The organism is uncultured Parolsenella sp., from assembly GCF_958346945.1.
In the GTDB taxonomy this organism is placed as follows: Bacteria; Actinomycetota; Coriobacteriia; order Coriobacteriales; family Atopobiaceae; genus Parolsenella.
Map to the genome: position 1 here is coordinate 20,331 of NZ_CATVTL010000005.1, position 22,690 is coordinate 43,020.

Consider the following 22,690-nt stretch of genomic DNA (forward strand, 5'->3'; position numbering starts at 1 on the left):
CAAGAATTTGAATATTCAAAGCAATGATGCACGGCATCTGAGAGGGGCCACCATGAATCACACGAAGACAGACGAGACCTACGCAGCCAAGGGCGTCGACCTCTCGGGCCGCAACTTCCTCAAGCTGCTCGACTACTCCACCGATGAGGTCCTCTACCTCATCGACCTTGCGGCCGAGCTCAAGGCCATGAAGAAGGCCGGCGAGCGCCACGACTGGCTGCACGGCAAGAACGTCGTGCTTCTGTTCGAGAAGACCTCCACGCGCACCCGCTGCAGCTTCGAGGTGGGCGCAATGGACCTGGGCATGGGCGTCACCTACCTCGATCCCAAGAGCTCGCAGATGGGCAAGAAGGAGTCCATCGAGGACACGGCCCGCGTGCTTGGCCGCATGTATGACGGCATCGAGTACCGCGGCTTTGCCCAGACGATCGTGGAGGACCTCGCCGCCAACGCCGGCGTGCCCGTGTGGAACGGCCTTACCACCGAGTTCCACCCCACGCAGATGATCGCCGACATGCTCACCGTGCGCGAGCACACCGGCAAGCTCGCCGGCAACAAGCTCACGTTCATGGGTGACGCTGGCAACAACGTGGGCAACTCGCTCATGGTTGTGTGCGCCAAGCTGGGCATCGACTTCTGCGCCTGCGGCCCGGCCGCCCAGATGCCGCCCGTGGAGCTCGTCGAGCAGTGCCGCGCCATCGCCGCCGAGAACGGCTCGACCGTGACGCTCACCGAGGACCTCGACGAGGGCCTCGCCGGCACCACTGTCGTCTACACCGACATCTGGGTGTCGATGGGCGAGAGCGCCGACCTTTGGGGCGAGCGCATCAAGCTGCTGAGCCCCTACCAGGTCAACGCCGCCGCGATGGCCAAGGCCGCGCCGGGCGCCATCTTCATGCACTGCCTGCCGAGCTTCCACGACCTCAACACCACCACGGCCGTCGAGGTCCACGACAAGTTTGGCATCGCCGAGATGGAGGTCACCGACGAGGTCTTCGAGTCCGACAAGTCCGTCGTCTTTGACGAGGCGGAGAACCGCATGCACTCCATCAAGGCCGTCATGTACGCCACGCTTAAGTAGGCGCAGGTAGACGGGCTGGCGCGGGCAGTCCGAGTCCCTCTTTGTCCCAAATCCTCTCATGGAAGGGCCGCTCGCCATCGCGCGGGCGGCCCTTTTCGTTGGCGAGGCAGGTGTGTGCCCGTGCGTCAACGTAGGCGTGAGCCGCGCGGGCGGCCCTTTTTGCTAATTAGGTGGGTTGTCGGGCTAATTATGACGCCCGCGCGAGCCACCTGCCGGGCGCAAGGCGTGGCGATGGGTGGGCGCTGGCGTCCCTGCGAGCCATTTGCCGGGTGCGAGGCCGTCCAATTTCATCCGCACAAGCCATCTACCGGACGCATGCGCTTCGTTATGGTCGTTCGACCGAGTTCTGAACGAGGTCGAGCCAAATTAGAGGACAGCTGCGCAGCAAAACCGCAGGTAACAATTAAAGGAATACTCGGGCTAAAGCCAAATTCAGCCGTTAGTTCGTTCAGAACTCGGTCGAATGACCAAATTCTAGAGCGCCTCCCCGGTAGATTGCGTGCAGCTGCCGATAGGCGGCTCCCGCCTGCCAAAAACTTGCAACTAACTTGCCCCGCATCCTCTACGCTGCGTCCCGTTGGGCGCCCGGGGTCACACCTCGGGCAAGTTGCCGGGCGTCTTGCCCGGCCAAGCAGAAGGGGAACCATCATGAGAAGGCTCGAGGGCAAGGTCGCCGTCGTCACTGGCGCAAACTCCGGCGTGGGCGCCGCCATCGCCAAGCTGTTCGCAGCCGAAGGCGCAAGCGTTGTCATGGCGGCGCGCCGCAAGGAGGCGCTCGACGAGGTCGCCAACGAAATCAACCAGGCTGGCGGTCGCACGCTCGCCGTTCCCTGCGACATCTCCAAGCCCGACGACCCCGAGCGCCTCATGGCCGCCGCGGTCGACGCGTTTGGCAAGATCGACGTCCTCGTAAACAACGCCGGCATCCTCGAGAAGGGTCTCAAGCCCATCGACCGCTTCACCGACGAAGACCTCGACCGCATCGTCGAGACCAATCAGAAGGGCACGATGCGCTGTATGCGCGCGGCCGCCAAGCGCATGGCCGCCGGCGCGAGCATTGTCAACATCGCGTCGGTCGCGGGCGAGAAGGGCTGCGGCGGCGCCGTCTACGTCTCGACCAAGGCCGCCGTCATTGGCGTGACCAAGCACACCGCGCTGCGCTTCCAGGCCGAGGGCATTCGCTGCAACGCCATCTGCCCGGGCACCATCGTGACGCCCATGGTCGCCGGCACCACCGCCGCCGACATGGATCCCGACATGATGGGCGCCATGGCGACCCACTCCAACCTCCGCACGCAGCCCTGCATGCCCGAGGACGTTGCCAACATCTCGCTGTTCCTGGCAAGCGACGAGAGTCGTGCGCTCACCGGCCAGATTCTCGTGAGCGACTTTGGCTCCATGCTGTAGGCGACGCCAGACAACCTGGCCTTAGCTTCGAGGGCCGCTCGGCAATCGCCGGGCGGCCCCTCATTTGTGCGCGGCCGCGCGGCGCTACAATCAAGTCACTGGGCCCAAGCCTGCGACGCAAGGAGTCACCATGGCAAACTTCACCCTCACCTGCTGCTCGACGGCAGACCGCCCCAAGTCGTTCTTCGACGTCCGCGGCGTTCCCTTCGCGTGCTTTCACTGGAACGAGTCGGGCGTCGACCACCTCGACGACCTCTACCAGTCCATCAGCCCCGACGACTTCTACGCCCAGATCAAGGCGGGCGCCACGCCCACGACGTCGCAGGTCAGCGTGGGCGAGTTCGTCGAGCTGTGGGAGCCCATCGTGGCGGGCGGCGGCGACGTCCTGCACGTGAGCCTGTCGAGCGGGCTTTCGGGTGCGTTCGAGAGCGCCCAGATTGCGGCGACCCAGATGATGGAGGCGCACCCGGGCAGGCGCATCCTCGTGGTCGACTCGCTGGGTGCGAGCTCGGGCTACGGCATGCTCGTCGAGTACCTGGCCGACATGCGCGACGCGGGAGCTACGCTTGACGAGGCCTACGAGTGGGCGCTCGAGAACCGCCTGCGCGTGCACCACTGGTTCTTCTCGACCGACCTCACGAGCTACGTGCGCGGCGGCCGCGTCTCGCGCGTGAGCGGCTTCGTGGGCACGGCGCTCAAGATCTGCCCGGTGCTCAACATGAACAACGCCGGCAAGCTCATTCCGCGCGACAAGATTCGCACCAAGGCCAAGGCCATCGACGACATGGTGAGGCGCATGGAGCAGCACGCGCAGGACGGGCACGACTACGCGGGCAAGTGCCTGCTGTCGATGAGCGCCTGCCGCGAGGACGCCGAGCGCGTCCGCGACCTCATTGAGCAGCGCTTTCCCGCGCTCGCGGGCAAGGTGGAGATTAACGACATCGGCACGGTGATTGGCTCGCACACCGGGCCTGGCACCGTGGCCCTGTTCTTCATGGGAGACGTCCGCGGGGAGTAGCGGGCTGCGCGGCGGGGACAGGGGGACGTGCCTTTTGTCCCCGTTTCGCCATGAGCGCGAAGGGCGCGGTGGGGGAGCTGGGCCCCGCCGCACCTCTTTCCTTTATGCGCCGCCCTCCTTCGCTCCGCTCGTCTGCTGCCAATGAGTTAAACTAGGCTAACAATTGCCAACGGCGAGCGAGAGCGGAGGCGCCATGACGCCCGAGGAGTACAAGCAGCTTTCCATTAGGGAGTTTACCGAGGCGGCGCGCGCCTACGACAGCGATCACGCGGGCATCTACGAGATGTGCCGCGACGACTATCCCCAGATGCTTGCCGAGCTCGAGAAGGAGCCGTTCGACGCGGTGCTCGACGTTGGCTGCGGAACCGGCGCGGTGCTCGCCCTGCTCCACGAGAAGTACCCGGATAGGCGCTACGTTGGCCTTGACCTTACGCCCGAGATGATCGAGGTGGCGCGCACCAAGGTGGCGCCTGGCATGGAGTTCGTGGTGGGCGACGCCGAAAACCTGCCGTTTGACGAGGCGAGCTTCGACGCTGTGCTGTGCTCCAACAGCTTCCACCACTATCCTAACCCGGCAGCGTTTCTCGCCGGCGCCCTGCGCGTGCTGCGCCCGGGTGGCCGCCTCATCCTGCGCGACTACACTTCGAGCGACCCCGTCGTGTGGCTCATGAACCACGTGGAGCTGCCGCTTGCGCGCCTGGTGGGTCACGGTGACGTGCGCATCCTTAGGCAACGCGAGTTTGTGGAGCTGGCCCAGGCCGCGGGCTTCGAGGTTCTTGTGATGGAGGCCCAGAAGGGCTTTCGCGCCCATCTCGTAGCGCGCAGGCCGCGTAATGTTGCCGTCCTGAAACATATCAAGGTGTGAACCATCTCGTCTGTTACCATGGCCGGACTGACCCCGGAGTAGGGAGGCCGCATGGCGAGCAGCGAAACCACAGCAAATCAGTCCGCCCCCGCTAAGCGCTTCAAGGTGCCGCGCATCCCCGGCGATATCATGATCTACCCGATGATCGCAGGCCTGTTGATCAACACCTTCTGCCCGCAGGTGCTCGAGATCGGTGGTTTCTTCACCAACGCAACGCGCGGCGGAGCCAACGCTGTCGTGGCCGCCATCCTGCTGTTTGTTGGCGCGGGCATCTCGTTCAAGTCGACGCCGGGCGTCGTCAAGACCGGCATCGTGGTGCTCATCCCCAAGCTCGTGCTGGCGGCGGCGCTGGGTCTGGGCGTGGCCTACCTGTTCAACGACAACTTCCTGGGCCTCTCGAGCGTGTCGATCATCGGCGGCATCTCGTTTTGCAACATGGCGCTCTACACGGGCATCATGAGCGAGTATGGCAACGAGTCCGAGCAGGGCGCGGTTGGCATCCTGTTCTTCACCGCGGGTCCCACGGTCACGATGATCATCCTGGGCGTGAGCGGCCTGGCGAACATCCCCCTGGGAACGGTGGTTGGCTCGGTGCTGCCGCTGGTCATTGGCATGGTGCTGGGCAACCTGTTCCCGTTCATTCGCAACCTGCTCGTGCCGGGCACGAATCCCGCCATTGCGGTGCTGGGCTTTCAGCTGGGCTGCTCGATGAGCCTCGTGAGCTTCGTGACGGGCGGCATCTCGGGCATCTTGCTGGGCCTCATCACGGTGTTCGTGGCGGGTCCGGTGACGTTTGCGTTCGAGCGGCTCATGGGCGGTACGGGCAAGCCGGCCGTGGCATGCTCCACGATCGCGGGCACGGCCATGACCACGCCCGCGGCGCTGGCCGAGGTTGCGCCCAAGTACGCGGCGATTGCCCCGGTGGCCTACGCGCAGATTGCGACGGCCGTGATTATCACGGCGGTGCTGGCCCCGATTCTCACGGGCTGGGTTGACAAGCGCTTCTGCCAGGGCGAGGCCGAGTCCAAGTAGGCGTGCCACGGGAACGGGCCTGCTGGTACATTGCCGAGAAGGGCGAGGCGATGTCTAAATAGACTGGCACATCCGCAACTACAACCAAATAGTGTCCGAATGACGTGCTAGCATGGCTCGCAAACCAAGCCGAGGGCGAGGGGAGCGGGCCATGCTTTGGTTTACGTCTGACACGCACTTTGGGCACGCGAACGTGCTGGGGTTCACGGACAGGCCGTGGAGCGGCATCGATGCCATGAATCGCGGCATCATCAACAACATCAACGCGCGGGTCATGCCGGGCGACGAGCTGTACGTGCTGGGAGACTTCAGCTTCTCGATTACGGTACAGCAGGCGCTTGAGCTGCGGCGGCAGATCAGGTGCCGCAAGGTGCACCTGGTGCGGGGCAACCACGACAAGGACTGGAGCCAGCCGGCGGTGGCTGGGGCATTCGTCGTGGAGCAGCCCATCTGCGTGCTCAAGGTTGATGGGCAGAAGCTCGTGATGAGCCACTATCCCATGGCGGACTGGCAGGGCATGAGCCACGGGAGCTGGCACTTGCATGGGCACATCCATTCGCAGGGGAGCAGCTACAACGAGGCCAACCTGCGGCAGGGGTTGCTGAGATACGACGTTGGGGTCGACGCCAACGGGTACATGCCCGTGAGTCTGGCCGAGCTGGGCAGCTGGTTTGCGGGCGTGGAGTATGCGAACCGCGTCAAGTGGCCATTCTGGGTCAACCAGACGGGCGATGCCGAACTCGAGCGGGACCTGGCGCCATTCCAGCAGCGTGTGCTCGAGGAGGATAGGGCGAGAAGGGCGGGAGTGTAGCGAGCGGCGGTGGCGTGGGTAGTTGGCTTGTGGTCTCACGCACAGACTCATTAGTGCACATAAGTTGCTAAGTGCCCCTCACTCAACTGGGGTTTGCTCGTAACTAAGCCACTTTCGATGACATTTGTTCACTAATCAGCCCGTGGACCTTTTATAGCTAGATGTCGCAATGGAGGGCGAGCGAATGACTGACAGCATGCGGATGGTAAAGCTCGTCGAGGCGCCCGAGGATACCATGTGCGCCCAGTATGTGGGACGCTGCGGCGTCGTGCGCCAAAGGTATGACATCCGAGCGTTTGAGGAGAGGTATTACGGGGAGTTCACCTTTCTCGATGACGCTGGAGAGGTGCAGAAAGTCAGGACCTCCCATTGCTATACGTGCTCCGACAAGCATCGCTGCTTGACGTTCTTTCGCCGTGGCTCTCGCGGCGGCGGCAAGTTCGTTTTTGAGTGCCTGGACGAGCGCGCTCCTGAAGAGCTGGCAAGTTGGTTCCATCGCCATTGCTAGGCGATTGCGTGGACGCCGTCTTGCATCCGTTGATGTGAGGCGGATGTGATTGCGGGGCATTTCACTATGGACGAAGCGAGGGGATTTAGCTAGCGGTTGGAGGCGTTGACCATCGAGCGCATGGGCAAAACTGCGATACTTAGAAATAGTGTATAAGGCTGCATTCCGGTGTGTATGACGCCGGTCTTGGTTCTTGCTATCAGAGGAGTCAATGGTGAATTCGGTAGTCGAATACAACTCGGAGACTTGCTGCATGAACGAGGATTTCTACGAGCAGGTCATCATTGAACATCTGAGGGACTGCGAAGGCTATGACTACTTGTACGGGCCTGACGTAGCGAGAACATCTGACGGATATCATGACATTTTTCTGCCTGGCGTTCTTTCAATGGCTTTGAGCTCGATTAATAAGAACCTTCCTTCCAGCGCGATTCGTGAGGCAATTCTCAAGATCTCGAACATTGAAGGCCGATCTCTTGCTCAGCGAAATGAGACCTTCACGGATTATCTTCAATCCGGTGTCGAGGTTCGCTATTTCGATGGCAAAGAAGACCGCAACGATATCGTTAAGCTAATCGATTTTGAGCGTCCTGAAAACAATTTCTTCCACGTTGTGAACCAGTGGACCTTCGTAGAGTATTCGGAGAAGCGCCCCGATATCATCTGTTTCGTTAATGGCATGCCGCTTGTGCTGTTCGAACTGAAGAGTCCCTCGCGCGAGGAGACCGACGCTTCGGATGCCTATCTGCAGCTGAGGAACTACATGCATCACATTCCCAGCATGTTTGTCCCTAACGTCTTCTGCGTTATGAGCGATATGGCCGAGACGCGCGTGGGAACCATCACCGCCGACGAGGACCGCTATGTGGCCTGGAAGTCGGTCGACGGAGACTACTCCGAGACCAAGGCAGCGACCTGGAAGACGATGATCGACGGCATGATGCCCAAGGCTCGCCTGATAGATATCATCAAAAACTTCGTCTGCTTCAATGACTCGGGCGAGAAAGTCATAAAGATCCTCGCCGCTTACCACCAGTACTTCGGCGTGACCAAGGCCATCGACCGCGCAGTTGAGGCCGTGGACGGCGACGGCAAGATCGGCGTGTTCTGGCACACGCAGGGATCGGGAAAGTCGCTTTCCATGGTGTTCTTCGCGCACCTCCTGCAGGAGCGTTTGAACTGCCCCACCATCGTGGTGATAACCGACCGCAACGACCTGGACGACCAACTGTTTGGCCAGTTCGGGCGCTGCAAGGACTTCCTGCGTCAGTCGCCTATTCAGGCAACGAGCCGCGAGAGCCTCAAGGAGCTGCTCGTGGGTCGTGAGGCAAACGGCATCATCTTCACCACCATGCAGAAGTTCACCGATGGCGACGAGCCCCTGTGCGACCGAAGCAACGTCGTGGTGATGGTGGACGAGGCGCACCGCGGTCAGTACGGCATGACCGAAAAGATGGACGAGCACGGCAAGGTATCGGTAGGTGCGGCCCGCGTGGTGCGCAAGGCTCTCCCCAACGCCTCATACATCGGCTTCACCGGTACGCCTATCGCCTTGGAGGACCGCAACACCCGCGAGATTTTTGGTGACTACATCGACGTCTACGACATGACGCAGTCGGTGGAAGACGAGTCGACAAAGCCCGTTTACTACGAGAGCCGTGTTGTCGCACTCAAGCTCGACGAAGGCACTCTGGCGCAGCTCGATGCGACGTATGCCGAGTTCGCCGAGCAGGCCGATGAAGCCAGCGTCGAGAAGGCCAAGCGCGACACCGGTGGACTCGATGCCATCTTTGGCGCGCCCGAAACGGTCGACGCGCTGTGCCGCGATATCGTGGAGCACTACGAAAACAACCGCGCCGACGTGCTGGCCGGCAAGGCCCTCATCGTAGCCTACAGCCGCCCCATGGCAATGAAGATCTACTGCAAGCTGCTCGAGCTGCGCCCCGAATGGAAAGACATGCTAGGCGTAGTGATGACCATGTCGAACCAGGACCCCGAGGAATGGTTCGATGTCTGCGGCGGCAAGACCCACAAGAAAGAGATGGAACGCCGCTTCAAGGACGATTCCGACTCGCTGAAGATCGCCATCGTCGTCGACATGTGGCTTACGGGCTTCGACGTTCCGAGCCTTTCGACCATGTACGTCTTCAAGCCCATGAAGGGCTACAACCTGATGCAGGCCATCGCCCGCGTCAACCGCGTGTGCAAGGACAAAGAGGGCGGCCTGGTGGTCGACTACATCGGAATCGCGCGTGCCCTGAAACAGGCCATGAGGGACTACACCAACCGCGACCAGAACAATTACGGCAACATGGACGTCGCGGCCACCGCCTACCCCAAGTTCCTGGATAAGCTGGATGTCTGCCGAGACTTGCTGTACGGCTTCGACTACCACGAAGACATATTCAGTGGTAACCGCGGAAGATTGGCCGATGCCATCGCCGACGGCACCGACTGGCTGCTTGCACCCGAGCGCTCAGACGACATGGAGGACTTCCTCAAACAGTGCCAACTCATGAACCAGGCGCTCTCCTTGTGTAAGAGCCTCGTATCGGAAGAGGACCAGCACGAGGCAGCATATCTCTCAGTCCTGCGTGTTCAGGTCTTAAGGCTTACTGGACGCAAGGGCACAGGCGGTAGCGGGATGACCTACGCCGAGTTCAACAAGCGCGTGACCGCGATCCTGGAGCAGACCGTGCGCGCCGAGGGTGTCATAGACCTGTTCGACGAGAAGAGCGTCGAGATATCCCTCTTCGACGAGAGCTTCCTGGCCGAAGTCGCCGCTATGAAGGAGAAGAACGTGGCGGTTGAAGCTCTGAAGAGACTCGTCAAGGAGCAGGTACGTGCGTACCGGCGCGCGAGCGTGGTGAAGGCCCGCAAGTTCAGCGAGCTTCTCCAAGGGACGCTCAACGCCTATCTGAACGGCATGCTCAGCAACGCCGAGGTCATCGAGGAGCTCGTCAAGATGGCCAAGGAGATGATGGCCGACCGCGACGAGGCCGCGAAGCTCGGCCTCTCCGACGAGGAGATGGCTTTCTACGACGCCATAACCAAACCGCAGGCTGTAAAGGACTTTTACGACAATGATCAGCTGGTGGCAATCAGCCGCGAGCTGACCGACGCGATGCGCAGGAACGCCACCATCGACTGGCAGAAGAAGGAAAGCGCCCGCGCTGGCATGCGCCGCGCCATCAAACGCCTGTTGCGCAAGTACAAGTACCCGCCCGAGGGCGTGGCCGACGCAATGGAAACCGTCATGGCCCAGTGTGAGCTGTGGGCCGACACGAAAATCTACGACTAAGGAACCCATATGGCAAAGAAAAAGACTGACAACACCGCCGAAATAGGCTTTGAGGAGCAGATTTGGAAGGCCGCCGACAAGCTGCGTGGCAACATCGACGCCTCCGAGTACAAGAACGTTGTGCTGGGACTCATCTTCCTGAAGTACATCTCGGACAAGTTCGAGCAGAAGCACGAGGAGCTGGTAGCCGAGGGCGAGGGCTTCGAGGAGGACCGCGACGAATACACCGCCGAGGGCATCTTCTTCGTCCCCATCGAGGCGCGCTGGGAAACGGTAGCCGCCGCCGCTCACACGTCCGAGATCGGCAAGGTCATCGACGAGGCGATGCGCCAAATCGAGGCCGAGAACGACAAGCTTAAGAATATCCTGCCCAAGAACTTCGCCCGCCAGGAACTTGACAAGCGCCGCTTGGGCGAAGTGGTGGACCTGTTCACCAACGTGCAGATGGCCGAGAAGGGCGACACACGAGACATCCTGGGACGAACTTACGAGTACTGCCTGGCTAAGTTCGCCGAGGCCGAGGGCAAGAACGCCGGTGAGTTCTATACGCCCGCCTGCATCGTGCGGACGCTGGTCGAGATCATCGAGCCCTATCACGGGCGTGTCTACGATCCGTGTTGCGGCTCGGGCGGCATGTTCGTGCAGTCAGCCGAGTTCGTGCGCCGCCACTCCGGCAACATAAACGACCTGTCCATCTTTGGCCAGGAGAGCAACCCCACCACCTGGAAGATGGCCACCATGAACCTGGCCATCCGCGGCATCGATGCCGATTTGGGACCCTACAACGCCGACACGTTCTTCAACGACGTGCACAAGAATGAGCGCTTCGACTTCATCCTGGCAAACCCGCCGTTCAACCTGAAGGACTGGGGCGGCGATAAGCTCAAGGACGATCCACGTTGGGATTACGGCATCCCGCCCGAGGGCAATGCCAACTTCGCCTGGGTACAGCACATGGTTCACCACTTGAACGCCACGGGCCGCATGGGCATGGTTCTGGCGAATGGCTCGCTCTCCAGCCAGACGGGCACGGAGGGTGACATCCGCAAGGCACTTGTGGAGGCCGACCTGGTAGAGGGCATCGTAGCTATGCCCGACAAGCTGTTCTACAGCACGGGCATCCCCGTGAGCCTATGGATTATCTCTAAGGCTAAGAAGCAAGCGGGCAAGACCCTCTTCGTCGACGCTCGCGAAATGGGCACGATGGTGAGCCGCAAGCTACGCGAGTTTTCGGACGGGGACGTAGCCAAGGTCTCGAAGGCGTTCGACGCCTTCCGCAACGGCGAGCTTGAAGAGGAAAAGGGCTTCTCCAAGGTCGCGACGATCGATGAGGTCGCCAAGCAGGACTTCATCCTAACGCCCGGCCGCTACGTGGGCATCGCCGACGCCGAGGAGGATGACGAGCCTTTCGACGAGAAGATGGCGCGCCTGACCGGCGAGCTTTCCAAGTGCTTCGAGGAGTCCAACCGTCTGCAGGAGCAGATCAAGAAGAATCTGGAGGCGATTGGTTATGGGATGTAAGGTTGCTTTGGGCGAGATTTGCTCATTTTCTCGCGGAGCGAGTATTCCGCGTGCGCGCATGTTTGATCGGGGGGACTATCTTTATATTCACTACGGCGACCTTTACAAAGGGTTTGACGTCCGCATCGACGTAGATAATCCGCAGAAGCCCATTCCATACATTGTCGACAGTGAAACCATCCGTGAAGATCAATGGCTAAGCGATCAGGACATCGTGTATGTCCTGACCTCGGAAACGGTCGATGATTTGGGCCATGCTTTCTTGTTTAACAACCCTGATGGTCTGCCTGCAGTCGCTGGCACCGAGACGACTGTTGTGCATGTTAACCGTCCAGATCTTGTGCTTCCCTCTTACCTGAACTGGCTGCTTCAATCTGACCGTTTTAAGCGACTTCTCAGGCAGTATGTGAAGGGGATGAAAGTCTTTCGCGTCCATCCAGATGATTTGGCTCGAATTGAAATCGAGATTCCTTCCATTGATGATCAGCGACGGGTCGTTGGCATCCTTGATGCGATATTCGAGCGTTCTCTTATCAACAACCAGATAAATGGCTATTTAGCTGCGTGAGGTCAACCTTCGAGACATCAATCTCGCCGGACATAAGCTTGGGTAGAAGGGCATCGCGAAGAGCTGAAAGCTGCTTGTTCTCGGCTTGATTGGAGACAATAGCTTTCACCGCCGGTTTTGCGATTGTATTGAACCTGTCTAGTGTCTCGGCGTCTGGCAGCACTAAGCTCATCGACTTTACGTAGTCACGTGGGAGCTCAGTCTGCCCTGTGCTGCCAGTATGGAGCGCTTCGATATAGCGTTCATGAGCAAAAGCCCAAAAGCCAAGATAGAGAGCATGCTCCGGGTTTGAGGTTCTGACTATTGTGATATGCGAATCTACCGTGAGTTTCTCTGGGTCAAACCAAACCTGAGCGGTGCGTCCGAGCGATCCAACTCCCGTGGAGTTGATAAGCAGGTCGCCTCTCTGAAGCCATTTCTCGTTAATCCTTTTTGGACAGTGACGTCTTCCGTTCTCAACAAGAACGAGGTTGCCGCGTATGCAGGTTTGGCCAAGAACTATCTCGTTACTATGCTCGTTGTACTTAGGGGTTATCCCTCGTGAAACGAGCTTGGCGATATCTTCGATATGAACCCATTGCCAATCAGCCGGTAAATTTGTGCCATTCGTCTCGTACTCCCAATACAGCTTTTTGGAAGCCGCCGTTACCAGATCAGCTAAATAGCCATTTAGTTGTATGCGCTGAGTGCGACGAGAATATTTGCTGAGGATGTACGCTACGACGCGGTATACAGCTACCTGGACTTGTTTGACATAATACAGGGCACGGAGTAGAGCTTGGCGTCCAGGCTGCGTGATGGCCTGGGTGCCGTCCGTGTGGTTCGTCCCAGCTTCGTCCTATTTGTGTCCCGCCCGACTCCTACGATGTGAGCGCATTGAAGGAGGACGCGTGAAAAGAAACGTTTACCAGATGGGCGATGCCACGTATGCCTTTTCGTCCGGATCATTCGACGCTCTTCTCGGCCATGGGAGCGTTGGCGCGAGCAAGATGCGCGAGCTGTCCCATGTCGTGAATGTCTCCGTCTCGTCAATCAAGGATTGGCGCAGTGGCGCCCACGTGCCGTCCGATATCGCAAAGGTCAGGGACGTGGCGGGCTGGTTGGGTGTCGAGACCTGCCAGCTTCTTATTAAGATGGGAGACGAAAGCATGGAGGAACATCTTACGGAGCGACAGCTCGACGTGCTGTGCGACTTGTGGGCTCAGGCCTTTGATTTCCTTGAGCTCGCAAAGGAAACCGACTATTTCGTGTGGAGCGACTACGACCTTGACCGTATCCCTCCCTCGCTGCACCGTGACGCCGTTGTTGTTGAAGACGCTTCTGTGGATGGGGAGCCCAACTCTATCCTTAGCCTGGGTCTTCATGAGCAGGTGCTAAACGCGTATAGCCGCTCTCTGCGTCGAGCCTATCCCGTCGTGGGGAATACGGAAGCCTATGCTTCCTTGCAAGAGTTCGAGAGCTCGATTCTTGATGGCATGTGCTACGACGAGACGGGTGAGTGGCTTCCCGACCCCGATATGCTCTACGACCCCCAGCCTGAGGGATACGTTGCTCCCATGGTGGCCAAGGCCAGCGAGGGGCGCCGGCTGCTCGACGAACTGGGCGAGCAACTGCTTGCCTATCGCGAGAGACTTATCCAAGCGTAGGCGTGCGTGCTTAATTGGCGTTGTCGGGAAGCATGGAGGCCTATGGATGAGGCGGCAGTCTCGGCGATTCTGAGCTTGATCTCTAAGCTCTAGCCCTCGTGGGTCGTGCCGCTAAACGTAAAACAGCCGCCCTGGCCGGCGGCTGTTTCTTGGGCATGGCCCACAAAACAGAAGTTGTAACAGGAGGGCGTAAGCCCCTGTTGCTATCTATCTTACCCGTTTCAGTCCTGCCTGCGCGATTGACCGAGGTCATTGGCATCAGGCCTGCCGCGGTCGATTGGTGGAGCGTATGGCGTCCGAGCAGCGGTTTGCCGCGCCGATACCCGGGTATTAATCAAACGAGTCTGCGGCGGAGGGAGCCGAACATGTCTGGTCTCAGGAGCGTCTTCAAGTCTGATGGTTCGCTGCATTTCGAGAGCGAGATTGGCACGGGGACGGTCCGCACACGCATGGACCTTTCGACGGGCGAGGTGAGCACCGTAATTAGCAGTGACCCCATGAACACCGTCACCAGCAACAACGGATCTCACTTTGAGTACACCGTTGGCAACATGCGCTTTAACTCCGAGACGGGAACGCCTGACTACCTGCTGTAGTTTGATCGCGTTGGCGTGGTGCCCCTTGTCGGGCGAGCGCGCATTTTGGGTACCTGGTTCCTTTGGGCCGTGTGCCCTCCCTGTGCGCATCTTTGGCGAGCTAGTGTGCACAAGTTGCGAACGTGCCAATGCTCAACTCTGATTATGCTCGTAACTAGTGGGCGTTTCTCTGACTCATGTACACTAATCGTGGCTCGTGGCTCGTGGCTCGTGGCTCGTGGCTCGTGGCTCGTGGCTCGTGGCGCAAGTCTAAATAGACCACTCCCGCGTTTTTGTCCGCATATCTCGCAAGGTTTGCTTGCCTGCGGTACAGGCCCGCCGTGGCCAGCATTGCGGCACTTCGCTGTCCTGGAAGTTTGGCTGCTCGTGGGAGCAGTTCAAGAGGTGGGGCCGCACCGCTCGCACGTTTAGCTTAGAGGAAGAAGCCCGCGCCTACTGGAAGCGCCACTACAAGTATCGGTAGCGGCGGGCTCGCTTGCGTGTTCGAGTAAATAGCAATAGTTGCTAATTTGATGCCTCTTATGTCTTGAGGGGCAAGACCGTTTCTGCGGCGGAGGCCTTGCGCATGCTTGGCGTGAGTGCCGGCCGCGTAACCCACCTGCTCGACTCTGACAACCTGCAGGGCTATCGCAGGGGGCGCAGGACGTACGTCACCGTTGAGTCCATCGAGAAGCGTGCGGCATCCCATCCTAGCGCGGGAAGGCCTAGGGCGCACTCGGCCTAACCCCTTCGCCCCCTTCTCGCAAGCCATTGCTCGCGAGTCTGGCGCATGAAGACCTCGGTGCGCACCTCGTCCAGAAGCTCAACGGGTTTGTTGGGCTCAACGTGGTGGAAGGCAAAGCCGCACTTCTCCTGGCACCGCCGCGACTTCTCGTTGCCTTCGTAATAGCCGCACCAGACGGCATGGCAAACGGGGTCGGCAAAGCATTGGCCGAGAAGCGCGTCCACGGCCTCGGGGATGAGACCGCGACCCCAGTATGGCTTGCCAATCCAAAATCCCAGCTCGCGGTCGCCGCTCTGAACGTCTGCGTGATGCATGCGCGGGCTCATGACGCCAATGCTGCCCACGGGGAATCCCGTCTCCTTGAGCACGATGGCGTAGGTGCCGCGGGTGGAAAGAACGTCGCGGATGATCTGGCGGCTCTCCTCGGCCGAGGTGTGCGCAGGCCAGCTGGCGGCAGGCCCTACCTCGGGATCTTTCGCATAGCGATAGAGCTTGGCTGCATCGCCCTCGTTCCAGGGCCGCAGCGTCAGGCGCCTCGTCTCGATGACGTTCGGCAGTGTTGGCATTCGCGTTCCTCCCATTGGGCCTTTTCCAATTATCGCGCTTGTCGCGGGGTGGGAAGGCCCGTTGCCGTATTGTGGCTTGCGTCTAGGTGCCGCGGCCGGCAACGCCTGGCAGCAGGTGGCCGACCAGGTTGGCTGGGCCACCGACATGGCCAAGCTCGTGCTCTTTGGCGTGCTTGCCGTCGCCGCCGTCTGGTGGATCGTGCGCCGCGCCCTTCCCGTCTGGCGCGAGCATGCGTAAGGGGAGCGCGAAACCTCAGGTTAAGCGGGGGAGTGGGACAATACCTGCCTGAGCAAGTGTCCCAGCGCGACAGAGGCTCCAGGCGCGTGTTCCGCCGCCGCGCCTAAGCCAGGGCAACGTCTCCGTACCAGCCCCAGCGAGGAGGGGCCTGCACACCGTAGTTGCTGAGCCACAGGTCGAGCGACAGCTTGCGCACCTGGGCATTCGCGCAGTCCATGACCTGGTCGTCCCCGATGTAGAGCCCCACGTGGCCAAAGCGCGCGGCGCCCGGCGTGTAAGGGGCGGCGGGCACGGCCACGATCATGCCCACGAGCAGGCGGGCGGCGTTGCTCTCGTGGCAGTAACGCTCATAGAGCTCGCGGGCGTCCCCGGCATAAAGCCGCAGACCACAGCCGGCAAAGACCGCCTCGACCCATCCGGCGCAGTGCTCGCCCGCAAGGGCTGGCGTGGCATGCGCGCGAACGACGACGTTTCGCTGCGCCATGGTTGCGTCATCGAGCGCCTGTGGCTCGCTACCTGCGGCGATATGGCGCCAGGCGGGCTCTCCCCAGATGGTGAGGCCATCCTCGCCCAGCATGTCCCGTCGCGCGAGCGCCGCAAGGAAGCGGCCGCGCGTCTCGTCGTTCGTCTCGTATGTCACGCGCGCCTCCTCTTTCGCCTCCTGCTACTGTAGTCGCAAGAGGCAACGAGGTGCGTCCGGAGGATGCCATGACCGAGAAGGACAAGATGCTCTCGGGCGAGCTGTACGACGCCAACAACGACGAGGCGCTGCTTGCCGAGCGCGCCCATGCCAAGGAGCTGTGCTACGACTTCAATCAGCTGCGGCCCTCCGATGCGGCGGGCCAGCGCGCGATTCTTCGCGAGCTCCTCGGCGAGGTGGGGAAGGGCGCTTGCGTCACCGTCCCCTTCTGGTGCGACTACGGCTACAACATCGAGCTGGGCGAGAACTTCTTCTCCAACCATAACCTCGTGGTTCTCGACGGTGCCAGGGTGACGTTTGGCGATAACGCCTTCGTGGCGCCCAACTGCGGCTTCTATACGGCGGGGCATCCCGTTGACGCCGCGCTGCGTCGCCAGGGCATCGAGTACGCTCGCCCCATCCGCGTGGGGCACGACGTCTGGATTGGTGCGGGCGTCCACGTGATGCCGGGCGTGACCATTGGCGACAACGTGGTGATTGGCGGCGGCAGCGTCGTCGTGCGTGACATCCCCTCCAACTGCGTGGCGGTGGGCAATCCCTGCAGGCCCATTCGCTCTCTCGAGGTGGGCGAGAAGGCCTCGTCCGCCTGTGATTGTGGCGCCTAGCGAGGTCGCGGACGGCCTTGCTGCTCACAAGTCGGGGTTGTGCATTTGTCCGTGGCACTCGAGGGCGTTGGGCTGCACAACTTTTGGGGTTGTGCATTCAATTGAGGTGACCGAGTTCTTTTGGCTGCACTTAATTCGGCTTCGTGCGTTCCCCCGTGAACGCACGAAGCCGATTTTCGTGCAGCAGACCGAATCAGCCAGGCCTGCGGGGATGCACGAAGCCGATATCCGTGCAGCGAGTCGGACCCGCCATGCCCACGTGAACGCACGAGCCCGGTATCCGTGCAACGCCCTGCGAGCCCCGCCCTTCTCGCATGCATCGGCCGCCCGCGCCCATCCCACTGCGCTTCACAAGAAATGGATATTCTGCCCGCAAGAGCGCATAACCGCGTGCCTACCTGCTCTACCTGCAGGTATGTAAGGTTGCCAAACCAAAAGTTAGCTGTCGCTCATCAAAACAAGGCGTTATAGTACCCACGACCTTTAAGCACGGTACGGGATACCTGCAAGGCAAACGGCCTGACTCGGCGCTGGACATGCCGGGTTTACGTTGGGCCAAAGGGCGCGCGGCGCATGCGCACCCGTCTTGTGGGGACGCCCTCGGCCATGCCGGGCGTCTATTTTTATGGCGTTCGGGCACCCCGGGCGTCTTTTTCTTGCCGCGCGAACCCAACCGAAAGGGGAACGCGTGAACCCACTTCTGGCAAAGGGCGCCACCAAGGCGCTGCTTGCGCTCGAGGACGGCACCACGTTCGAGGGTCTGTCGGTGGGCGCCACCGGCGAGACGTTCGGCGAGCTCGTCTTCAACACCTCGATGTCCGGCTACCAGGAGGTCATCTCCGACCCCTCCTACGCCGGCCAGGTCGTTGCCTTCACCTACCCGCAGATTGGCAACTACGGCGTGTGCGCCGCCGACATGCAGTCCGATGGCGTTGACCTTGCGGGCGTCGTCGTCTGCGACATGTGCCACACGCCCAACAACTGGCGTGCCGAGGGCACCTTGCCCGACTTCCTCGCCGAGCATGGCATCGTGGCCATCGAGTGCGTCGACACCCGCGAGCTCACGCTGCGCGTGCGCGAGGCCGGCACGATGCGCTGCGCCATCTCGACCACCGACCTCGACCCGGCGAGCCTCGTGGCCCGCGTCAAGGGAGCCCCCTCCATCTCCGAGACCAACTGGGTCGCCAAGGTCTCGACGGCCGACGCCTACGACGTCGACGCCAAAGTCGATCTCGACCGTCCGCGACGCCGCCTGCGCGTCACCGCCCTCGACTGCGGCGAGAAGCGCGGCATCCTGCGCGGCCTCATCGGTGCCGGCATCGACGTGCACGTCGTGCCCTGGGACACCCCGGCCGAGAAGATCTTGGCCGACAACCCCGACGGCGTGTTCCTCTCCAACGGCCCCGGCGACCCCCGCGAGCTGCCCGAGCCCGCCGCCTGCGCCGAGCAGCTCCTGGGCCGCGTCCCCGTCTTTGGCATCTGCCTGGGCCACCAGATGGTCTGCCAGGCCGCGGGTGCCCAGATCGAGAAGCTCCCGTACGGCCACCACGGCGGCAACCAGCCCGTCATGAACCTGCTCTCGGGCATGGTTGAGGTCACGGCCCAGAACCACAACTATGGCCTTGTCTTCCCGAGCCTGGGTGAGCTCGACGTCGAGCTGTCCGGCGGGCAGGAGGTCGTGGACGCCTGGCGCGCCGCCAATACCTCCGACCTGCGCTTCTGGAGCGAGCGACGCATCGCGCCGGTCGCCAACACCGAGCGCTTCGGCCGCATCCGCCTCACACACGTGAACCTCAACGACGGCACGCCCGAGGGCATCCAGTTCCTCGACATCCCGGCGTTCTCGGTGCAGTACCATCCCGAGGCCTCGCCCGGCCCGCACGACGCGGTCTACCTCTTCGAGGCGTTCCGTCGCCTCATCGAGGGCGAGCCCGACTATCTTGCCATCGACGTCCGCGAGGGGAGGCGCTTCTAGTTGCCGAAGCGTACCGACATCAAGAAGATCCTGGTCATTGGCTCTGGCCCCATCGTCATTGGTCAGGCGTGCGAGTTCGACTACTCGGGCACGCAGGCCTGTGAGAGCCTCAAGGCCCTGGGCTACGAGGTCGTGCTGGTGAACTCCAACCCGGCCACGATCATGACCGACCCCAACATCGCCGACCGCACCTACGTCGAGCCCATCACGGCCGATGCGGTCGCCAAGGTCATCGAGCGCGAGCGCCCCGACGCCCTGCTGCCCAACATGGGCGGCCAGACGGGCCTCAACTGCGCCATCGAGCTCGACGAGGCGGGCGTGCTGTCCAAGTACGGCGTCGAGGTCATCGGCTGCAACACCGAGTCGATCCGCATCGGCGAGGACCGCAAGCTCTTTGCCGAGGCCATGGAGGACATCGGCCTGCACATCTGCCGCTCGGGCTTCGCCTACTCGGTGGCAGACGCCGAGCGCATCGTCTCCGAGCTGGGCTTTCCCGTCATCATCCGTCCGAGCTTCACGCTGGGCGGCGCCGGCGGCGGCATCGCCTATGACATGGACGACCTGCGCCGCATCGTGGCCCAGGGCGTCGACCTGTCGCCCGAGGGCGAGGTCCTGGTGGAGGAGTCCATCCAGGGCTGGAAGGAAATCGAGATGGAGGTCATGCGCGACTGCGCCGGCAACGGCATCGTGATCTGCTCCATCGAGAACCTCGACCCCATGGGCGTCCACACCGGCGACTCCATCACCGTGGCGCCGGCACAGACTCTGGCCGACACCGAGCTGCAGAAGCTGCGCGACTACTCGCTCGCCATCCTCGAGAAGGTGGGCGTGGCCACCGGCGGCTCCAACGTCCAGTTCGCCGTGAACCCCGAGGACGGCCGCATCATCGTGGTCGAGATGAACCCGCGCGTGAGCCGCTCGTCGGCGCTCGCCTCCAAGGCCACGGGATTCCCCATCGCCAAGGTCGCGGCGCGTCTGGCCGTGGGTCTCACCCTCGACGAGGTCACCAACGACATCACCCAGGCAACGCCCGCGTGCTTCGAGCCCTCGATCGACTACTGCGTGGTCAAGGTCCCGCGCTTTGCCTTCGAGAAGTTCAAGGGCACCGACGCCACCCTCTCGACCCGCATGAAGGCCGTGGGCGAGGTCATGGCCATTGGCCGCACCTTCGAGGAGAGCTTCAACAAGGCCATGCGTTCGCTCGAGACGGGCGAGAACATGCTCGGCGCCGACGACCCCGCGCTCTATGACGTACCCGACTTCCGCCAGCGCGTCTCGGTACCCACCGCCCAGCGCATCTACTACGTCATCGAGGCGCTGCGCCGCGGCTGGGACATCGACGAGATCCACGACCTCACGGGCATCGACCCGTGGTACCTGAACCACCTCAAGAACCTCACGGACACGGAGGCTTGGCTCGCCGAGCGCCGCCTCACCGACATCTCGGGCCGCGACATGCGCTCGGTCAAGCAGATGGGCTTCTCCGACGAGCAGATCGCCCACTTCACCGGCGCCACCGAGCTCGAGGTGCGCGCCTGGCGCAAGGCCAAGGGCGTGACGCCCGCCATCAAGACGGTCGACACCTGCGGCGGCGAGTTCCCGGCCCGCACGAGCTACCACTACAAGACCTACGAGTGGGGCGCCACCGAGCGCCGCGACACCGACAAGCCGCGCGCGATGATCCTCTCGGCCGGCCCCAACCGCATCGGCCAGGGCATCGAGTTCGACTACTGCTGCTGCCACGCCGCCTACGCCCTGCACGACAAGGGCTACGAGACGGTCATGGTCAACTGCAACCCCGAGACCGTCTCGACCGACTACGACACCTCCGACCGCCTCTACTTCGAGCCGCTCACCTTCGAGGACGTCATGGACATCGTCGACGTCGAGCAGCCCGAGGGCGTCATCTGCACGCTGGGCGGCCAGACCCCCATCAACCTTGCCGCGCGCCTCAAGGCCGCGGGCGTGCCCATCATGGGCACCCAGCCCGACGCCCTCGACCTTGCCGAGGACCGCGAGCGCTTCAGCGCTCTGCTCGACGAGCTGGGCATCGCCTACCCGGTGAGCGGCGTGGCCGAGACCTACGAGGAGGCCGTCGAGGTCGCCAAGCGCATCGGCTTCCCGCTGCTGGTGCGCCCGAGCTACGTGCTGGGCGGCCGCGGCATGGTCATCGCCTACGACGAGCGCCACCTCAAGAGCTACATGGAGGCCGCCACGCGCGTCTCCAAGGACCACCCCATCTACCTCGACTCGTTCCTCGACTCCGCCGTCGAGCTCGACGTCGACGCCCTGACAGACGGGCAGGAGTGCTACGTGGGCAGCGTGCTCGAGCAGATCGAGGAGGCGGGCATCCACTCCGGCGACTCGGCGTGCTGCATGCCGCCCTACTCGCTCGCAGACTCGATGATCGCCGAGATTCGCGAGATCACCCACAAGCTGGCGCTGGCCTGCCACGTCGTAGGCGCGCTCAACGTCCAGTACGCGGTGCACAACGGTCGCCTCTACGTCATCGAGCTGAACCCCCGCGCGAGCCGCACGGTGCCCTTCTCGTCCAAGTCGACCGGCGTGTCGCTCGCGCGCATGGCGGCAAAGATCATGGCGGGCGAGAAGATCTGCGACCTGGGCCTGCCGCCCGAGGACCGCACGTTTGACTACTTTGCCTGCAAGGAGGCCGTGCTGCCCTTCGACCGCTTCCCGGGCGCCGACATGACGCTGGGCCCCGAGATGAAGTCGACCGGCGAGGTCATGGGTGTGGCGCCCACGTTCCCGGCCGCCTACGCCAAGACGCAGCTGGCCATCTCCTACGGCCTGCCCACGAAGGGCCGCGTGTTCATCTCCGTGCGCGACCGCGACAAGCGCGCGATCATTGGCGTGGCGCGCGACCTGGTTGGCATGGGCTTTGAGCTCGTGGGCACCTCGGGCACGGCCAAGGCCCTGCGCGCGGCGGGCATCGCCTGCAAGAGCGTGCGCCGTGCGAGCGAGATGCGCCCCAACATCGCCACGATGCTCTCGGGTGGCGACATCCAGCTCATCATCAACACACCTGGCGGCCACGAGACCCGCGGCGACTTCTACACGCTGCGTCAGCTTGCGGTGCGCTACCGCGTCACGAACGTTACGACGCTCGCCGGTGCCCAGGCGATGGCCGAGGCCATCCGCACGGCGCGCGAGGGGTCGCTTGACGTCGTGGCCCTGCAGGACCTGGGCAGGTAGCAGAGCCCGGCGGGCCTGGGACGATTTAGCCCGGAGCTTTATCGTCCCAACTCCCAGGTAACGTGGGACGAAACAGCTCCGGGCAATTCTGTCCCAGGCTGAGTTGGCTTGCCGAGCGGGGCGAGGGGTGCGTGCCTCTCGCCCCGCTTTCGTGCCGGGGGACGGGTCTGCCGGCACGCGGCCGCCTGCTGTCGGCCCGCTCGTCTCGGCCATTGCGCACACCCGCCGCACCCGTTACCGCGCCGTAACATAACGGGGCTATCCTGTGGCGATACCGCGACATAGAAGTGCCGCTTTACGAACGGCAAGGTACGT

At 62.3% G+C, this 22,690-nt stretch carries 19 protein-coding genes; 16 read left to right on the forward strand and 3 right to left on the reverse strand.

From position 1 onward, the window contains the following. The first annotated feature begins 52 nt into the window (after positions 1–52). The 10 genes from argF (at position 53) to Q3866_RS04575 (ending at position 12,112) form a co-directional block, all read left to right on the forward strand. The gene (argF, locus tag Q3866_RS04530) at positions 53–1,081 is read left to right on the forward strand and encodes an ornithine carbamoyltransferase (protein ID WP_301829944.1); all 1,029 of its coding nucleotides are present in this window, start codon (positions 53–55) and stop codon (positions 1,079–1,081) included. A gap of 648 nt (positions 1,082–1,729) precedes the next feature. After that, the gene (locus Q3866_RS04535) at positions 1,730–2,488 is read left to right on the forward strand and encodes an SDR family NAD(P)-dependent oxidoreductase (protein ID WP_301829946.1); all 759 of its coding nucleotides are present in this window, start codon (positions 1,730–1,732) and stop codon (positions 2,486–2,488) included. Positions 2,489–2,618: 130 nt separating this feature from the next. Then, positions 2,619–3,506, forward strand: coding sequence for a DegV family protein (locus tag Q3866_RS04540; RefSeq protein ID WP_301829947.1), 888 nt, complete (start codon positions 2,619–2,621; stop codon positions 3,504–3,506). 193 nt (positions 3,507–3,699) lie between these two features. Then, on the forward strand, positions 3,700–4,371 hold the full coding sequence (locus Q3866_RS04545) for a class I SAM-dependent methyltransferase (protein WP_301829949.1): 672 nt from the start codon (positions 3,700–3,702) through the stop codon (positions 4,369–4,371). Positions 4,372–4,422: 51 nt separating this feature from the next. Then, the gene (locus Q3866_RS04550) at positions 4,423–5,403 is read left to right on the forward strand and encodes a 2-keto-3-deoxygluconate permease (protein ID WP_301829951.1); all 981 of its coding nucleotides are present in this window, start codon (positions 4,423–4,425) and stop codon (positions 5,401–5,403) included. 151 nt (positions 5,404–5,554) lie between these two features. After that, on the forward strand, positions 5,555–6,214 hold the full coding sequence (locus tag Q3866_RS04555; RefSeq protein WP_301829953.1) for a metallophosphoesterase family protein: 660 nt from the start codon (positions 5,555–5,557) through the stop codon (positions 6,212–6,214). 184 nt (positions 6,215–6,398) lie between these two features. Then, positions 6,399–6,722: a hypothetical protein gene (locus Q3866_RS04560; RefSeq protein ID WP_301829954.1), complete on the forward strand. Its 324-nt coding sequence runs from the start codon at positions 6,399–6,401 to the stop codon at positions 6,720–6,722. A gap of 253 nt (positions 6,723–6,975) precedes the next feature. Beyond that, on the forward strand, positions 6,976–10,023 hold the full coding sequence (locus Q3866_RS04565; RefSeq protein WP_301829956.1) for a type I restriction endonuclease subunit R: 3,048 nt from the start codon (positions 6,976–6,978) through the stop codon (positions 10,021–10,023). 9 nt (positions 10,024–10,032) lie between these two features. Continuing rightward, on the forward strand, positions 10,033–11,544 hold the full coding sequence (locus Q3866_RS04570; RefSeq protein WP_301829959.1) for a class I SAM-dependent DNA methyltransferase: 1,512 nt from the start codon (positions 10,033–10,035) through the stop codon (positions 11,542–11,544). After that, complete coding sequence (locus Q3866_RS04575) at positions 11,534–12,112, forward strand: restriction endonuclease subunit S (RefSeq protein WP_301829960.1); 579 nt, start codon at positions 11,534–11,536, stop codon at positions 12,110–12,112. The genes Q3866_RS04570 and Q3866_RS04575 overlap by 11 nt, the downstream gene beginning before the upstream one ends. Here the strand turns inward: Q3866_RS04575 and Q3866_RS07800 are convergent. Continuing rightward, on the reverse strand, positions 12,078–12,911 hold the full coding sequence (locus tag Q3866_RS07800) for a restriction endonuclease subunit S (RefSeq protein ID WP_367881368.1): 834 nt from the start codon (positions 12,909–12,911) through the stop codon (positions 12,078–12,080). The two genes, Q3866_RS04575 and Q3866_RS07800, sit on opposite strands and share 35 nt — an antisense overlap. Positions 12,912–13,002: 91 nt before the next feature. On the opposite strand from Q3866_RS07800, the gene Q3866_RS04580 reads away from it, so the two are divergent. Together Q3866_RS04580 and Q3866_RS04585 are read left to right on the forward strand one after the other, a co-directional pair. Then, complete coding sequence (locus tag Q3866_RS04580; protein WP_301829961.1) at positions 13,003–13,758, forward strand: hypothetical protein; 756 nt, start codon at positions 13,003–13,005, stop codon at positions 13,756–13,758. Positions 13,759–14,123: 365 nt separating this feature from the next. After that, positions 14,124–14,354: a hypothetical protein gene (locus Q3866_RS04585; protein ID WP_301829962.1), complete on the forward strand. Its 231-nt coding sequence runs from the start codon at positions 14,124–14,126 to the stop codon at positions 14,352–14,354. A 720-nt stretch (positions 14,355–15,074) separates the two neighbouring features. Here the strand turns inward: Q3866_RS04585 and Q3866_RS04590 are convergent. Further along, positions 15,075–15,644 (reverse strand): GNAT family N-acetyltransferase, encoded by a 570-nt coding sequence (locus tag Q3866_RS04590; protein WP_301829965.1) that lies wholly within the window; start codon positions 15,642–15,644, stop codon positions 15,075–15,077. 76 nt (positions 15,645–15,720) lie between these two features. Here Q3866_RS04590 and Q3866_RS04595 point away from each other — a divergent pair, with 76 nt between their 5' ends. Continuing rightward, positions 15,721–15,882, forward strand: a complete 162-nt coding sequence (locus tag Q3866_RS04595) for a hypothetical protein (RefSeq protein WP_301829967.1) — start codon at positions 15,721–15,723, stop codon at positions 15,880–15,882. A 103-nt stretch (positions 15,883–15,985) separates the two neighbouring features. Here the strand turns inward: Q3866_RS04595 and Q3866_RS04600 are convergent, their stop codons facing one another. Next, complete coding sequence (locus tag Q3866_RS04600) at positions 15,986–16,522, reverse strand: hypothetical protein (protein ID WP_301829969.1); 537 nt, start codon at positions 16,520–16,522, stop codon at positions 15,986–15,988. Between the two features lie 68 nt (positions 16,523–16,590). Here Q3866_RS04600 and Q3866_RS04605 point away from each other — a divergent pair, with 68 nt between their 5' ends. From Q3866_RS04605 to carB, 3 genes are all read left to right on the forward strand, one after another. Further along, the gene (locus tag Q3866_RS04605; protein WP_301829971.1) at positions 16,591–17,187 is read left to right on the forward strand and encodes a sugar O-acetyltransferase; all 597 of its coding nucleotides are present in this window, start codon (positions 16,591–16,593) and stop codon (positions 17,185–17,187) included. 688 nt (positions 17,188–17,875) lie between these two features. After that, complete coding sequence (gene carA / locus Q3866_RS04610) at positions 17,876–19,162, forward strand: glutamine-hydrolyzing carbamoyl-phosphate synthase small subunit (RefSeq protein WP_301829973.1); 1,287 nt, start codon at positions 17,876–17,878, stop codon at positions 19,160–19,162. Next, on the forward strand, positions 19,163–22,375 hold the full coding sequence (gene carB, locus Q3866_RS04615; protein WP_301829974.1) for a carbamoyl-phosphate synthase large subunit: 3,213 nt from the start codon (positions 19,163–19,165) through the stop codon (positions 22,373–22,375). Positions 22,376–22,690: the final 315 nt, after the last annotated feature.

What these genes read in the sequence shown, in the direction of transcription:
- Q3866_RS04575 (WP_301829960.1), top strand. Translation starts at nt 11,534, where the DNA reads ATGGGATGTAAGGTTGCTTTGGGCGAGATTTGCTCATTTTCTCGCGGA.
- Q3866_RS04565 (WP_301829956.1), top strand. Translation starts at nt 6,976, where the DNA reads ATGAACGAGGATTTCTACGAGCAGGTCATCATTGAACATCTGAGGGAC.
- Q3866_RS04585 (WP_301829962.1), top strand. Translation starts at nt 14,124, where the DNA reads ATGTCTGGTCTCAGGAGCGTCTTCAAGTCTGATGGTTCGCTGCATTTC.
- Q3866_RS04540 (WP_301829947.1), top strand. Translation starts at nt 2,619, where the DNA reads ATGGCAAACTTCACCCTCACCTGCTGCTCGACGGCAGACCGCCCCAAG.
- Q3866_RS04550 (WP_301829951.1), top strand. Translation starts at nt 4,423, where the DNA reads ATGGCGAGCAGCGAAACCACAGCAAATCAGTCCGCCCCCGCTAAGCGC.
- Q3866_RS04570 (WP_301829959.1), top strand. Translation starts at nt 10,033, where the DNA reads ATGGCAAAGAAAAAGACTGACAACACCGCCGAAATAGGCTTTGAGGAG.
- Q3866_RS04590 (WP_301829965.1), bottom strand. Translation starts at nt 15,644, where the DNA reads ATGCCAACACTGCCGAACGTCATCGAGACGAGGCGCCTGACGCTGCGG.
- Q3866_RS04560 (WP_301829954.1), top strand. Translation starts at nt 6,399, where the DNA reads ATGACTGACAGCATGCGGATGGTAAAGCTCGTCGAGGCGCCCGAGGAT.
- Q3866_RS04605 (WP_301829971.1), top strand. Translation starts at nt 16,591, where the DNA reads ATGACCGAGAAGGACAAGATGCTCTCGGGCGAGCTGTACGACGCCAAC.
- Q3866_RS04535 (WP_301829946.1), top strand. Translation starts at nt 1,730, where the DNA reads ATGAGAAGGCTCGAGGGCAAGGTCGCCGTCGTCACTGGCGCAAACTCC.
- Q3866_RS04555 (WP_301829953.1), top strand. Translation starts at nt 5,555, where the DNA reads ATGCTTTGGTTTACGTCTGACACGCACTTTGGGCACGCGAACGTGCTG.
- argF (WP_301829944.1), top strand. Translation starts at nt 53, where the DNA reads ATGAATCACACGAAGACAGACGAGACCTACGCAGCCAAGGGCGTCGAC.
- Q3866_RS04545 (WP_301829949.1), top strand. Translation starts at nt 3,700, where the DNA reads ATGACGCCCGAGGAGTACAAGCAGCTTTCCATTAGGGAGTTTACCGAG.